Source organism: Leptospira weilii, from assembly GCF_006874765.1.
Taxonomy (GTDB): domain Bacteria; phylum Spirochaetota; class Leptospiria; order Leptospirales; family Leptospiraceae; genus Leptospira; species Leptospira weilii.
This window is the reverse complement of the sequence record NZ_CP040840.1, coordinates 1,410,001-1,424,260: the sequence shown is the minus strand read 5'-3', so window position 1 is coordinate 1,424,260 and position 14,260 is coordinate 1,410,001. Positions and strand designations below refer to the sequence as shown.

Here is a 14,260-nt window from a genome sequence, read left to right as displayed (position 1 = left end):
ATCAAACTCTTTTGGCCAATTTATATTCGTTTTTTAGTTTATCCGTTTTTTACATTAGCGATAGATGGGGTCATTGAGTGCTTACTGTAAAGATCGGTAATCAAGGACTTCTGATATCTAACATAGAATACTGAAACTTCCCGTTTTCAGTGAATAAGTTCTTGGAATAGTTTCTAAGTTTTGAAACATGTGGAAAAATAAAATGACGGCGCAAAATTCAATTCACATTCTTCCCCGCAAAAGAACCCGCTTTCGCGGAACGGTTGAATCGATCCTACATCATAAAAATCCGGAACAATCCCGAATTCTATTGCGGGATATTTGTCTTTTAATTTCCGGAAAATCGATCATCCAATCTCAGTTGTTTTATTTATCCCGAAAGTTTCAAACCATGAATCTTCAATTAGGAGACGAGGTCGAGTTCGACGCGAGAATCAAACCGGATCGAAAAGGAATTTCCTCAAATTCGATCCGATTGAATTACCCGACAAAAATTTTTCGTTATAATCCGGAAAAAGAACGTTTGCTTTTTTAGGGTTTTACGCGTTTGACTTACCCGCTCCCGGATAAATCCTATCCTAAATTCAATTCACAATAGGACCTCGTTCTTTCGAACAAGGGAGGCAATTTGGAAACTCTTCAGTTTTTTATCGATCTATTTTTAAATTTGGAAACACATTTGGATGCGATCATCCAGACGTATCAAAACGGGACTTACGTTATTCTATTCTTGATAATTTTTGCGGAAACCGGTTTGGTCGTAACACCTTTTCTTCCCGGAGACTCCCTGCTTTTTGCCGTCGGAGCGTTTATTGCGAGAGGTTCTTTGGATTTGGGAAGCACATTGATTCTTCTCATCATTGCCGCCATTTTAGGAGATACGGTAAATTATTCGGTCGGGAACCTTACCGGAGAAAAGATATTAGAAAAAGAAAAAATACCAATGATCAAAAAGGAACACTTGGAAAAGGCGCATCGGTTTTACGAGGTTTACGGCGGAAAAACGATCATCATCGCAAGATTTATTCCAATTATACGCACTTTCGCGCCTTTTGTCGCCGGAATCGGGACGATGACCTACGTTAAATTTATTACATATAATGTTCTAGGTGGAATTCTATGGATTTCTATTTTCATTCTGGGCGGGTATTATTTCGGGAACCTGGAATTCGTAAAAAGAAATTTTAAAATTGTAATATTTGCAATTATTATTATCTCTGTCATGCCTGCGGTGATCGAATACCTGAAGGAAAGAAAAAAAAGTCGGGCTTAAATTTTTTCGATCCAAAAAAGCTCGCTCAGATGTTATCGAAAGATGAACTTAAGAGAAAGTTTTATTTCCAAATTCGCGGCGAGTTTTGTAAAACCCAGATTCGAAATCTGGTTTGCGACCGTTCTCATTCCTGAAAACGACCAGGCTTTTTGGGTCCGATATTCCACACTCAATCCCAGAAACAATCGCGATCTGCTTCCGATGGGAACTCTTTGGACGTCTTTATTTGATCGTAAAAACCCAAAGAATCATAGAACTACGGTCCGGTCTTTTCCCTATGAGGACGTTTTGATCAAGGAACATGAGATCGAATTTCCGGAAGCATCCGTAGGACCAGATCACATGCGCGGCAAAATCCAAACTTCAAAGTCGGAAGATCTAGCTTGGGATTTGGAATTCAGACATAAATTGGAACCCAGCGGACATCTCCCCCGTTGGTTGGAAAAGACTCCCATTCCCAAAACGAGAAGTATCGTCTCATCCCCTTTTACGGAGGTCGCCGGTTGGATTCGACTCGCAAACCGAAAATTCACATTCCAAAATGCGAATGGACATTTCAATCATATCTGGGGAACAAACCGAGTTTCCGAATTATTCTGGACCTTCGTTCCTAAGTTCGACAACGATCCGGACGATTGGTCCATGGAAATCGTGACGGTCCGCCCTCAGCCGTTGACTCCGACTTTGACCTTCGTCACTCTTCTGAGACGAGGAATTCCGATCCATCAGCATTCCATCCTTCGTTCTCTGAGAAGTTCGACAAAAGTGGAATATCCGAAACTTAGTTTCAAAACGCGTCTCGACGGTTATGAGATATCGGTGGAAAGCGAAATGGATAAGGATCAAATCGCCGGTTATATCTATCGAGACCCGGATGGAAGTCCTAGATACGTAGAGCAAAGCGACATAGGTAACGTGAAGTGCGTTATACGTCATCGGGGAAAAGAAACCGTTTTAAACGCAAAACAAGCGGCGGGAGTGGAGTTTCACGGGCTGCGGCCTTGGAGAAAGGACCACGAGTATTTAGATCCGTATCGGATTCAATTTTAGAATTTTCTGATTAGAAGCAAGCTATCTCAAAAACTTTATCTTTGTTTAAGACGCCGATTCCAATCATTCTAGAATATTTTTGAGATAACTTCTAGTCGATTATTCTTGAGACAAAGATTCGATGTTCGATTCGTAACGGGCTCTTTCTCCCGGTAAATCCGACTTTCCGGCGAGTTCGATCCCTAAAATGAGATGGTTATTCTCGTCCTTAGCCAACCAGCGAATCAAACCGTGAACCGTAAACGGAGCCTGCATCTTAAAAAAGATATCGAACACAAAATCGTTCTGTTTCGGCAAGGTTTCGACCAAATGAGGATTTTCGATCTTAACGCAGATTCCAGTCTTGGAAGCGTTCAGGATCTGAAAATGTTCGATCGTTTTCGTCGTATTCGACTCTTTGATTCTATCTACCATTTCGTTAGCAAGAGTTTGAAGTTCTAGAACGTATTTCTCCGTAAGTTCTTGTTCCTTACTCTGTATCGAAAAGTAACCGATCGGGATTTGTTCTCGCTCAAGATTCAGATAGATAATCGGAACGATCAATTCGGAAACAATTTGTTGGTCCTTATATACTCTGATGCAGGAGGACAAATCGTCGTCCACCTCCTCTTCGTAATTGATCCTTTCCGGGGAACCATTTTTATAAGAACTCTCATCTTGGGTATTTTCTATAAGAAGATATTTGAGCGTTTTCTTAACGATTTGGAATTTACGATCCAAATCTGGTTTGAAAGTATCGATGTCCACGATGTCTTTCGTTTTTTGTTTGAGACGATTCTTATAATCTTCGAAATTTACTTTCACCAAGGTCGGAATATTGAACATATTCGCTTCGATTATGGCTTTGGAAGATACCACGTTAGTCACATACATAGTTCCTGGTTCGACCGCAAATCTCTGATTATCCCTACTTTTTCTCGCGATCGCAAGCTTTTTCACCTTAACAATAAAAAGAGAATTTTCCAATTTCTGAAGAAGGACACATTCCAGTTCAATGTATGTTGCGAGAATCATATAAAGAATAAAGGAACTTCCTTCCTGAAAATTTTCCACGTTCAAAAATTGAATGAGGATCTTTCCGCCCTTTTCCAGAATTTTTCTAATCATCGCCTTTCGATCAAAGGGATAGGTTTTGAAAGTGAGTTCTTGCTCTAAAAGATACTTTGCAATGACATGATGCTTCTGTTCAATAGAAGCAATGACATCCATTTCTCTTTCGGTTTTTTGCAAATATTCCATCAGTAATGAACTTTCAAAATCAATTTAAGATGAGTATCTTCTTGGGAAAAATTCAGTAAACGAAAAAATTTAAATTATAAAAAGATGAAGTTTATTATAATGTTAAAAAATGATTGAAAATACTCATAAAATGACTTATTGAATATAAGTTAGGATTCAGGTGAAGTCGCAACGGTCTCAATGGAATTTTTTTGTAAATTCGATATTGATTCGATTGTACTGAGTCCGATTTAAAACAAGAATTAAGAATTTGTCCTAAAGCCCGTCGAGCGACAATAGAAGTGAGACGCCTGAATTTCACAAAAATGTAGGAACTTTTTAGATATTATTCATCTCTACACAATAGAGTGTCCAAAATTCTGCGCTAACCGCGGGATTTATGCTCAAATTAACGATACTCTATTTGATAGGGATTAGTAGTGAATAGATTTTAAGACTTTACATACATACAACATCTATCCACTAAAACGTGTAAAGTCCTACATTTTATTAGGAATTTGTGGAATGATGGTAACTGATCTCTCTTAAGGTTTTGAGACAAACTCCGAATCCCAAGCTTTGGTCGGATTTCAACCAAAAGATTTCCTGTTTGAGTCAAGTGCGTCTATTCTCATGAAAAATGAACGGACTTAGCTTGTAAGGCACCTAAACACATATTTTTAATGAGAATTTATTGTACCTAAAGCGATGCGATTCAAATTTCAAACGAACGATTTGTTTTAAAATGCTTTTCCGTTGTAAGACGGCTTCCAAAGTTCTCATTAAAAAGCCTATGAAATTTCTAAACTGCTTGGACCATAAATTTTTTATTTTTCTATACATCGCTCTGATTTTCTATTGCGCGACTGTACGGACCCAATACAGCGTTTTTGGTAAAAATTTCCAGCCGTCAGCGGCCTCAAGCGAAGCCCCGGAAGCCGAAAAGGAAAAAACGACTGAACTCAAACTAGAAGATCTCGTATCTCAGGAAGATAAGTTTATATTCGATTACGATTTAGAAACGGTCCGTTACAATAACGCGGTCGAACAAATCCTTATTCAATATTTTTCGGAAATAGAAAACCCGCCTCCGGAAAACCTCCATCTCTCGATTTAACAATTTCGAAATTTCCGAGCCTTAATCCGAAGGAGTTTATATGAATATCTTATACTTTTTTCCTAACGTTTCTTGGGACGACTTAAGACACGACTTTTCCTCTAGTATCGTCGTCTTTTTGGTCGCTCTTCCCCTTTGTATTGGAGTTGCATTTGCATCAGGTACGCCTATCGTTTCCGGTTTGATCAGCGGAATCGTGGGAGGTATCGTAATTTCTCTGATCAGCAAATCGCCTCTATCCGTGAGCGGTCCCGCTATGGGACTTACAGTGATTGTTTTCGATTCGATTCAAACATTAGGAAGTTTTAACGACTTTCTTTTCGCTTTTTGTTTGGCCGGAGTTTTACAAATCACATTAGGTTTTTTGAAAGCAGGAATTCTAAGTAATTTTTTCCCGTCTTCGGTGATCAAAGGAATGTTAGCGGCAATCGGAGCGGTTTTAATCTTAAAACAGATTCCGCACGCGATCGGCTACGATATGGATTACGAAGGGGATATGGTCTTTTTTCAACAAGATCAGGAAAATACTTTTTCGGAGATCCTGGCCGCGTTTCATCGTTTCACTCCCGGAGCAATCGTTCTGTCCTCTGTTTCCTTGGTTTTGATTTTGATCTGGGAAAAGCTAAAACTCCATAAAAAATTCATAATTCACGGATCTTTAGTCGCGATTCTGGTCAGTGTTTTGTTAAACGAAGTTTTTAAAACTTTCGAACTGGGTATCGCCGTCGGCTCGGAGCATATGATCCAGCCGATTCAACTAAACGGAATTACGGACTTTTTTCAGGGGAATCATTTCCCGAGTTTTTCTCAATGGAAAAATCAGGCGATTTATCTGACCGCGATTAAGATTTGTCTCGTGATGAGTCTTGAAACCCTATTGAACTTGGATGCGATCGAAAAGTTGGATCCGCAAAGAAGAATTGTCTCCAAAAACCGCGAACTGGTTGCCCAAGGAACCGGAAATTTATTCTCTGCGATTCTTGGCGGACTACCCATCACGTCCGTAATCATTCGAAGTTCCACGAATTTACAAGCCGGAGCGAAAACTAGATTTTCCGCATTCCTACACGGCTTGCTGATTCTTTTATCTCTGATTTTGATCCCGACTTGGATCTCAAAAATCCCTTTGGCTTCTTTGGCGGCCGTACTTTTGGTCGTAGGCTATAAACTCACGGATTATAAAATTTTCCAAACACAATACCGAAAAGGAATGGATCAATTTGTTCCGTTTGTCTCGACGTTGATCGGAATCGTTTTCTCGGACGTTCTTATCGGAATCGGAATCGGTTGTTTATTTTCCGTGTTCTTTATCGTAAGAAGGAATATTCTGAATCCTTACGAATTCAACAAAAAGGAAATGACGTACGGAGTCGAGGTAAAGATAGATCTCTCCGAAGACGTGTCTTTTTTGAACAAATCGAGCATGTTGTACAAACTGGATAAGGTTCCGGATAACGCGCACTTGATCATAGACGGCTCCAAGTCTAAATATATCGATCCGGACGTTTTGGAAATCATCGAAGACTTTAAGATCGTGGCCGAGTTCCGCAATATCAAAGTGGAGATTATCGACGTGACCTCTACTTATCAGAAAATTAAAAACAAACCCCTGGACCCGATCATCCAACAGGATTATCAAAAACTTTTCGAGAACAATCGAATTTGGGTGGAGGAAAAACTTTTAAAAGATCCGAATTACTTTAAAAATCTTGCTTTAGGCCAGACTCCGAAATACCTTCTCATATCCTGCTCCGACAGCAGAATTTCAGTCAATGAAATGACGGGTACAAACGCAGGCGAGCTTTTCGTTCACAGAAACATCGCAAACTTAGTAATCGATACGGATATGAATCTGATGTCGGTTCTTCAATATTCCGTCGAAGTTCTGAAAGTCAAACATATCGTCGTTTGCGGTCATTACGGTTGCGGCGGAGTCAAGGCGGCGATAGACGGCAAATATCACGGATTGATCGACGCTTGGCTTAGACATATCAAACAGGTTTACCGAATGAACCGAAAAGAACTTTCCGGAATTTTAGACGAGGATGAAAAACACAAAAAACTCGTAGAGCTAAACGTGAGAGAACAGGTCTATAACCTTTGTATGACTACGATCGTTCAAAACGCGTGGAGCCAGGGAAACGATCTTCAACTTCACGGCTGGGTATACAATCTCCAAGAAGGCATACTCCTGGATCTCAACATAGACATAAATAAGGATTTTAGCGACTACGACATTTTCCGATATAAGTTCGAAACGCGTTAATCCCCGTCGATCGTATATGAAAAAGAATCGCGATAGGACATTTATCATTTACAAAAATGAGTAAATTCATATTTTTGAATATTATAACAAAGAGGGTTTATTTCGAAGGACGATAAAAAACGACTTAAATACGTGAGTTTGGCCTAAGAAAGTTTGGGCGAATAAGAAACTAAAGCGCAACGACTCCCGATGGGTCGTCGCAGCAGCTCGCGAATTTCATAGATAAAATAGCTCGCGACCGCGCTTTAACTCAATGTTGCTGCCTAAACTCAGCGGCTGCCTCTCTATGGATCGGCATTCAAGTCCGAAACATAGAATCATCACTTTCGCATTTTGTTATATCGAACTCACGTTAAATAGGCTCGACGAATCGTTTCGAATTTTTCAAAAACGCTCATTTCGTTTTTAAAGCGAAGTTTTGGGAAATGATAAGCCGTGATTGAAAAGGTCTTAAGATCGTTTTTTCCGTTGACAAGCTCTGAGGTATGGTAAGCTGGAGATATGGTTTCCTCGATTTTTAAAACGTGGATCGGATGCACTTTGTTATCCGTTCTTGTGTTGGTTTTGAATTGCGGACCAATCTGCGGATTCGATTCCAAAATAAGCAAAATTCTCGAAACTCCTCTATCTTCGGCTTCTTGTCATCAAGAATCGAACTCGGAAAAGACTTCCGGTTGCGAATGGGATTCCAGTTCAATCGTTCTCTCGGAAACGGATTCCCACCTTTTCAAATTCTTAAGGTTTTTTATACCGCTGCGTATTGATTCCGCAAACCCGCTCTTTTCATTCTTTCCTTTCTTAGCACGGATGGGGTTCGTTTTCGATTTTGTCGAAAACGGTTCGAACGAGATTCGATCTCTCTCTTCCGTTCGTCTTTTGATTTAATCCTCAATCTCCGCAATTTTTATTCTTTCGGTTTTGAAATCGGATGGAACGGTATACGTTCTCCCGTTTCAAGAGTTTGAAATAAATGTCTTTTATCGCTTGTTCTAAAGCGTAAATTTTTCACCCTAAGGGACTCAAATACGAGGTAAACTATGCAGACGAAACGGAGTAAAACTCCCGAAAGCATATTCCGTTTTTTTAAACTAGTATCGAACCGGACAAAAAATATTTTTTGGGCCGGATCCGTTTTGGAACGTTTCGTAATTCTCACCGTTATTTTAGTCGTTCCGATTCGATCCGAAGCTTATTCCGAATTGGACATTCGGACTATTTTTGACTTGGCGGAGAAAAATTCTCCGTTACTTCTTTCCCTGAATGCGGATTTGGAATCGCTTTTTTATCAGCGCAAACAACAAGGAAAAACTCAAAATCCTTTTTTGACTCTGGATTACGGTCGAAGAAGTGCGGCCAACGAAAGCGGAGCGGAATATGCGCTTCAGTTCGAACAACCCATATACTTTCCGGGCCGTAAGGAACTGCGCCAGCTTTTAGTGGATAACGATTCCAAAATTAAGGAGATTCAACTCGCGGAAGCAAACAATTCGATTCGCTTCAACGCTCTTAAGTTCACTTATCGTTATTTAGTTTCCGTTGGTAAAAGAAATCACGTCAAGGAACGTCTTAAAAGATTATCGATCTTGGAAAGTTATATCCGCGCCAGACCTTTCATAACCCCGCAGGCAAAGACGGATCTATTTATCATTCAAAGAAAAATTTTGGCTCTGCGAAAACATTTCAACGATCTCGAATTGGATTCGCATAAACAATACGAGGCTATGAATTTATATCTTATGCTCGAATCGGTTCCCTCGTTTCGAATCCCTTTTTTTTCGGAAGGAGTGAAGTTTAATTTCGACGAACTTCAAATCAAAGCGCTTTCGCAAAATCTGATTCTCATGGCGGCCAAAGAAGAAATAGAAAAGGCAAAGGCGGAACTCAATCTCGCGAACTTGGAAAAATATCCGGACTACTCCATCGTCAGTCAAGTAGGAGAAGACCGGTCGGGGGTCTCTAACCGATTTTACGACTTCGGTCTTAAGTTTAGAGTTCCAGTATGGGATCAATTTCAAAATAAGATTTCGGCTGCCGAGGTCAACGTAAAATCCAAGCAGGGGATTTTTCATCATCAGGAAAACCTCGTAAAGACCGCCTTTAAACAAGCCTTTTTAGATTACGAACAGTCCAAGGCCAATCTTAAACTTTTCAATTTGTCAAAGTTAGACGAAATAGAAAAAGATCTGATCTACGCAGACGTGGAATTTAAAAAAGGGAGAATTTTAATGTTGAGTTATCTGGAATTGGAAAACCAACTTCACGAAACTCATCACGCGATATTGGACGCACAAATCGCCCACCTCGAAGCGCTACTCAACCTACTATATATCACGAACGAAAAAGAAATCATAGGAACGTTTCAATATGCTGTCCAAACTTTTGAATATCAGCTTAAATAATCCGATCCTCTCCGTTGGAACCGCATTATTTTTATTTACATATTCTTTTTTTACTTTAAACGAAGTTCCGATCGACGCGGTTCCCGACATTACGAACACGCAGGTAATCGTAACCGTCAAAACGGGTTCCTTGGATCCGGAGCAAATCGAAAAGGTAATCACATTTCCTCTTGAAACAGAACTGATGGGGATGCCGAATCTGATCGACGTTCGTTCCATATCTAAATTCGGACTTTCTAATATATCTTTGATTTTCAAGGAAGGCACGGATATCTATCAAGCCAGAAGTATGGTTTTAGAGAGAATCACAAGCGCTAAAGAAAAACTTCCGAAAGGAATCGTTCCCACGATCGTTCCGAACACAACCGGACTCGGGGAAATTCTCTTTTATACCGTGGAAGCAAAACCGGGAAGCCGCCTAACGTTTCTCCCGGAAAAGGATCGTTTGCTTTACTTGAGAACCGTACAGGATTATATGGTTCGTCCTCAGTTAAAATCTCTTGTGCCCGGAATCGTAGAAGTGGATTCCAACGGAGGGTACGAAAAAGAAATTCATATCGATCTAAATCCTTCCAAAATGCGAACTCTGGGAATCACGATCGATCAATTGATCGGAGAATTATCTACGATCGGAGAAAGTTTCGGGGGAGGCTTTATCGAAAACGAAGGCAAACTCTCCATCGTTAGAGCGTATGGAATTAAGAAAAACTTAAACTCTTTATCCGAGATTACGGTTCGTCGTACTCTCACCGGCTCGCCGATCCGAGTTTCCGATATAGCGCAGGTAAAGGAACACGGCAAACAGAGATTAGGCGGAGCAAGTTCCGAAGGAAAAGAAATCGTTTTAGGAACCGCTATGATGTTGCGGGGAGAAAACAGTTATCAAATCAATGCGGACCTGAACCGAGCCGTGTTCCGTTTAGATCTCCCGGAGGACGTACAAATCAGAATTCTTCTAGAAAGATCGTTTCTAATCCATTCCACAATTCAAACCGTTACTAAAAATCTTTCCGAAGGCGCAATCCTAGTAATTTTGACCTTATGTTTCATTCTTTTCAACATAAGGGCGTCGATCATTGTTGCGACGATCATTCCGGGATCGATGCTTTTGACTGCGATTTTTATGAGGGTTTTCGGAATTTCCGCGAACCTAATGAGTCTAGGAGCAATCGATTTCGGCCTCCTTGTGGACGCCTCCATCGTAATTACCGAAAACGTCCTAATACGATTTGAAAGGAATTCCATTGTCAATCGAGAAGAGAAGATTAAAACGATCCTGAACGCGTCTTTGGAAGTTTTAAAGCCCGTCTCTTTCGGAATCGTAGTCATTATGCTCGTATATGTTCCAATTATAACGTTAGACGGAATATCAGGAAAGATGTTTCGTCCGATGGCCCAAACCGTTCTTCTAGCATTGGGTTTTAGTTTGATTTTGGCGGTATTTTTTCTCCCTCCTTTGTTGTTCTTTTTTATTACCCCAACAAAACATATCTCAAACCGAGAGATAAAAAAAAGTAAAATTGTAACGTTGTATGAAACATATCTTTCGATCCTATTAAATAAACCGAAACCGATTGTAATCGGATCCATCGCGTTTTTCCTGCTTACTCTATTCATCTATTCCAGAATGGGAACGGTTTTTCTTCCGAAATTGATGGAGGGAGATTTGATGCTCGTAATCGTGAGAGAAGGAAATATCAGTATAGAGGAAAGTTTGAAGGAACAAAAGGAAGTGGAAAAAATCCTAATGCAAATGCCAGAGATTCAGAGCGTGTTCTCCAGAATCGGAACCAGTTCCGTAGCAAACGACCCGATGGGAACCTTCAACGCCGACACGTTTATCATTCTTAAAAAAGAATCTTTGGAAGATCTGTTAAAGGAAAAAAATTGGGAGAATTTCTTAAACCGAATCCACAAAAAAGTTCAAGAAAATTATCCAAGATCAGAACTGACTCTCAGCCAACCTCTGGAGGCAAGATTCAACGAACTTCTGGAAGGAAGTAGAGCGGATATCAGCGTAAGAATTCTCGGAAAGGACCTAAATATTCTCTTAGATTTACAAAATTCTTTGAAAGAAAATCTGCATAAGATTCCGGGAGCAGCGGAAGTGGAACTCGATCCGATCATGGCTCTTCGGAAATCCACGGTGATCGATATCATTCCCGATCAATCTAGATTAAAGTATTATAATATATCTCTTCCTTTATTCAACAACGTAGTCGAGGCGTCTATGAGCGGATTCGAATTGGGAGGATACTACGAAGAGGAAGTTCGGTTTCCGATTAAAATCCGACTCTCCGAAGAATTCAGAAATCGCGAATCCGAAATATCGAATATAGGAGTGGGAACACAAGACGGAGGAATGATTCCGATTAAACTTCTGGCTTCTATAGAAAAAAAAGAAAGAATCATGACCATTTCCAGAAATAAATCCAGAAGATTTGTGGCGGTTTCGGTGAATCTACGCGGAAGAGATTTAGAGGGATTCTATTCTGAAGCGAAAGATAAGATTTCAAATATGAATATCCCTCAGGGTTATTCCGTGTACTGGGGCGGGCAGATTGAAAATCTTTCGAAGGCGAAAGAGAAATTATCTATCATACTCCCTAGTACATTTTTGATGATTTTCGTAGTTCTATATCTAGGTTTGAAATCGGTTCGTCAAGCCTTACTCGTATTCTTTTGCGTTCCTTTTGCACTAACCGGAGGAATTTGGTTTCTCTTTTTAAGAGGGATGAATTTAAGCGTCTCCGCTTTCGTGGGATGTATCGCGTTATGCGGAATCTCCGTGCTAAACGGGCTCGTCAAATTGGATACGATTCACAGGATTCGCGAAGAAAAGAACATTCCCCTAAAAGAAGCGGTTTTAAAAGGAGCCACGAGCAGAATTCGCCCCGTAATCATGACGGCGCTTGTAGCGTCTTTCGGATTCCTACCAATGGCATTCGGCTACGGGCTCGGATCGGAAGTGCAAAAACCTCTGGCAACCGTAGTGATCGGAGGAATCGTATCTTCCACATTATTAACTCTGGTGATTCTTCCAGTTTTCTATTATTGGTTGGAAAAAACTTCGGAAAATTAAACGAACTCCGATCGTACAATTTCTTCACTGCCGCATTCAACATTTTGATACGGTCAACGACAAGGAATCGCAAAGTTGTCGGTACATTTTAAGAGTTTGTCCTAAAACTATCGTTAGCCATCCTGAAAAGAATAATCGAACATGCTACTATGCAAAAAGCGAAGTAATTTTTTTCCTTGAATTCCCAACAAGTTTTTATGGCTCTAAACGCATTGAGCCAAAGCAAGAGTACGTTCGACTGTTCATCTAAAAGGTTTTACTCATCTCTACGTAATAGAAAAATTCTGCGTCTAAACGCGGGATTTACTACTCGAATTAACGGCACTCTATTTCATAGGGATCAGTAAAGGAGTAATCCATTCAGGATTTATCGTATTCTTTTTATTTGGAATTCGATACTGAATATTCCTCTTTTTTAATTTATTCTTAATCGCATTGTTAGAATAATATTTATCTGATGAAACAATCTCCGGTTTTATATATTTATAATTTATAAATTATTAAATATTAATTTTTAATCATGAGTTCCAGCCGGAGCGATTATAAAAGCTGCAGGTGCTCCACGCCGATCTACGAGAATATGCCTTTAAATAATTCTTTTGCCGCGATCCATCGGGTTCGGACCCGTGCAAGCCCCTTTGAGAGCTCTTGCGAAGCACCACCTGATGTCATCGTTCTAATTTTAACAGAGCGCTCATAAAGTTTTAATGCTTCTTTTTCAATTTTATCAAATACTCCGGCCGAACCAATTCGTAAAATCTTTTATGTAATGTTTAATGTTGATTTAGAACCGAACATCGGAGAAATATATCTCCATTGGATTCCTGTTCGAACTCTATAAAATAACGTGAGTTCGATATAACAAAATGCGAAAGCGATTCTATGTTTCGGACCTGAATGCCGATCCATAGAGAGGCATTCGCTGAGTTTAGCCGATCCATAGAGAGGCATTCGCTGAGTTTAGCCGATCCATAGAGAGGCATTCGCTGAGTTTAGCCGATCCATAGAGAGGCATTCGCTGAGTTTAGCCGATCCATAGAGAGGCATTCGCTGAGTTTAGCCGATCCATAGATTAGTATGATTCTTGAACGTAAGACAGCTCGAAGTGTGATACTCTTGATTCGACGGAGTCAAGAAGGCCGGTGGAGTAACTCAGCATCTCACTTCCTAAGGGTCGTTCGATGGATTGATCGCTCTGAACTCAGTGTCTCACTCTCCAAGGATCGTTCGACAGGGCTTAAGACCCCGATCCATAGATGAATCTAAATCGGCCACCGCAAACCAAAGTGTGGCGACTTAACAAAGTCGACCGCGAAGGGCAACTCAACATCTCACTCTCTAAGGATCGTTCGATGGGAGTGCTGGTGTTATCACCCGACTTTGTTAAGTCCTTCCGCCTCTGTCATTTTAGGAGAAAAGAAATGAAAAGTCAAGATGGCAAGTATGTAGGAATTGATTGTGGAAAGAAAAGTTTAGAGGTTGTTCGAATCAATACGGAAAACTTGCTCGAACGTCGACAATTCGGTACAACGGAAAACGGTATCAACAGTTTATTAAAATGGTTAACCTTGAATGATATTGTAGGTTTAGGTTTCTTAGCTTCGCTAAGAGCCAACAGCAGCGCTCCGCTGCTTTTTGGCAATCTCGCTCTCAACGGATCGCTCGATTGGATCTCAATCTTTTAGAATTGCAAAATCAATACTCAACTCAAGTAATTGTCCTAAATCCCGGCGACTTAGCAACGATCTATCAATCTTTAAAAAAGACCGATAAAGAAGACAGTTTAAAAATAGCCAGACTCATTCAACGATATCCAAAAGAAGAGTTACCGGTTGTTCCAATTCCAACCGACGAA

General features: G+C 40.3%; 10 protein-coding genes and 2 pseudogenes (1 of these 12 cut by a window edge). 9 read left to right on the top strand and 3 right to left on the bottom strand.

Going from position 1 to position 14,260, the window contains the following annotated elements:
* The first annotated feature begins 202 nt into the window (after window positions 1-202).
* The 3 genes from FHG67_RS06835 to FHG67_RS06825 all read left to right on the top strand — a co-directional run bounded on the left by FHG67_RS06835 (window position 203) and on the right by FHG67_RS06825 (window position 2,323).
* Window positions 203-535, top strand: coding sequence for a hypothetical protein (locus FHG67_RS06835; protein ID WP_002632993.1), 333 nt, complete (start codon window positions 203-205; stop codon window positions 533-535).
* 93 nt (window positions 536-628) lie between these two features.
* The gene (locus FHG67_RS06830) at window positions 629-1,273 is read left to right on the top strand and encodes a DedA family protein (protein WP_004496383.1); all 645 of its coding nucleotides are present in this window, start codon (window positions 629-631) and stop codon (window positions 1,271-1,273) included.
* A gap of 42 nt (window positions 1,274-1,315) precedes the next feature.
* Entirely contained in the window at window positions 1,316-2,323 is a 1,008-nt protein-coding gene (locus tag FHG67_RS06825; RefSeq protein WP_004501877.1) for a hypothetical protein, read from the top strand.
* Window positions 2,324-2,422: 99 nt separating this feature from the next.
* Here the strand turns inward: FHG67_RS06825 and FHG67_RS06820 are convergent, their stop codons facing one another.
* The gene (locus FHG67_RS06820; RefSeq protein ID WP_004501857.1) at window positions 2,423-3,562 is read right to left on the bottom strand and encodes a DUF1577 domain-containing protein; all 1,140 of its coding nucleotides are present in this window, start codon (window positions 3,560-3,562) and stop codon (window positions 2,423-2,425) included.
* A gap of 724 nt (window positions 3,563-4,286) precedes the next feature.
* Here FHG67_RS06820 and FHG67_RS06815 point away from each other — a divergent pair.
* On the top strand, window positions 4,287-4,658 hold the full coding sequence (locus FHG67_RS06815; protein ID WP_004501849.1) for a hypothetical protein: 372 nt from the start codon (window positions 4,287-4,289) through the stop codon (window positions 4,656-4,658).
* A gap of 40 nt (window positions 4,659-4,698) precedes the next feature.
* Window positions 4,699-6,924 carry a SulP family inorganic anion transporter gene (locus tag FHG67_RS06810; RefSeq protein ID WP_002632992.1) on the top strand — a complete coding sequence of 742 codons (2,226 nt, stop codon included), beginning with the start codon at window positions 4,699-4,701 and terminating at the stop codon, window positions 6,922-6,924.
* A gap of 347 nt (window positions 6,925-7,271) precedes the next feature.
* On the opposite strand, the gene FHG67_RS06805 is transcribed toward FHG67_RS06810, so the two are convergent.
* On the bottom strand, window positions 7,272-7,523 hold the full coding sequence (locus FHG67_RS06805; RefSeq protein WP_232423467.1) for a hypothetical protein: 252 nt from the start codon (window positions 7,521-7,523) through the stop codon (window positions 7,272-7,274).
* On the opposite strand from FHG67_RS06805, the gene FHG67_RS06800 reads away from it, so the two are divergent.
* The 3 genes from FHG67_RS06800 to FHG67_RS06790 all read left to right on the top strand — a co-directional run bounded on the left by FHG67_RS06800 (window position 7,426) and on the right by FHG67_RS06790 (window position 12,405).
* Complete coding sequence (locus tag FHG67_RS06800; RefSeq protein ID WP_004496408.1) at window positions 7,426-7,809, top strand: hypothetical protein; 384 nt, start codon at window positions 7,426-7,428, stop codon at window positions 7,807-7,809. The two genes, FHG67_RS06805 and FHG67_RS06800, sit on opposite strands and share 98 nt — an antisense overlap.
* Before the next feature lie 152 nt (window positions 7,810-7,961).
* On the top strand, window positions 7,962-9,323 hold the full coding sequence (locus FHG67_RS06795; protein WP_004499502.1) for a TolC family protein: 1,362 nt from the start codon (window positions 7,962-7,964) through the stop codon (window positions 9,321-9,323).
* On the top strand, window positions 9,289-12,405 hold the full coding sequence (locus FHG67_RS06790; protein WP_142499707.1) for an efflux RND transporter permease subunit: 3,117 nt from the start codon (window positions 9,289-9,291) through the stop codon (window positions 12,403-12,405). Before FHG67_RS06795 ends, FHG67_RS06790 begins: the two co-directional genes overlap by 35 nt.
* A gap of 88 nt (window positions 12,406-12,493) precedes the next feature.
* Here the strand turns inward: FHG67_RS06790 and FHG67_RS22285 are convergent.
* A pseudogene (locus FHG67_RS22285) lies at window positions 12,494-13,251 on the bottom strand (transposase family protein); the annotation flags it as partial.
* A gap of 575 nt (window positions 13,252-13,826) precedes the next feature.
* On the opposite strand from FHG67_RS22285, the pseudogene FHG67_RS06780 reads away from it, so the two are divergent.
* A pseudogene (locus FHG67_RS06780) lies at window positions 13,827-14,260 on the top strand (IS110 family RNA-guided transposase) (it continues 704 nt past the right edge of the window).

What these genes read in the sequence shown, in the direction of transcription:
- FHG67_RS06825 (WP_004501877.1), top strand. Translation starts at nt 1,316, where the DNA reads ATGAACTTAAGAGAAAGTTTTATTTCCAAATTCGCGGCGAGTTTTGTA.
- FHG67_RS06820 (WP_004501857.1), bottom strand. Translation starts at nt 3,562, where the DNA reads ATGGAATATTTGCAAAAAACCGAAAGAGAAATGGATGTCATTGCTTCT.
- FHG67_RS06800 (WP_004496408.1), top strand. Translation starts at nt 7,426, where the DNA reads ATGGTTTCCTCGATTTTTAAAACGTGGATCGGATGCACTTTGTTATCC.
- FHG67_RS06790 (WP_142499707.1), top strand. Translation starts at nt 9,289, where the DNA reads ATGCTGTCCAAACTTTTGAATATCAGCTTAAATAATCCGATCCTCTCC.
- FHG67_RS06795 (WP_004499502.1), top strand. Translation starts at nt 7,962, where the DNA reads ATGCAGACGAAACGGAGTAAAACTCCCGAAAGCATATTCCGTTTTTTT.
- FHG67_RS06810 (WP_002632992.1), top strand. Translation starts at nt 4,699, where the DNA reads ATGAATATCTTATACTTTTTTCCTAACGTTTCTTGGGACGACTTAAGA.
- FHG67_RS06815 (WP_004501849.1), top strand. Translation starts at nt 4,287, where the DNA reads ATGCTTTTCCGTTGTAAGACGGCTTCCAAAGTTCTCATTAAAAAGCCT.
- FHG67_RS06835 (WP_002632993.1), top strand. Translation starts at nt 203, where the DNA reads ATGACGGCGCAAAATTCAATTCACATTCTTCCCCGCAAAAGAACCCGC.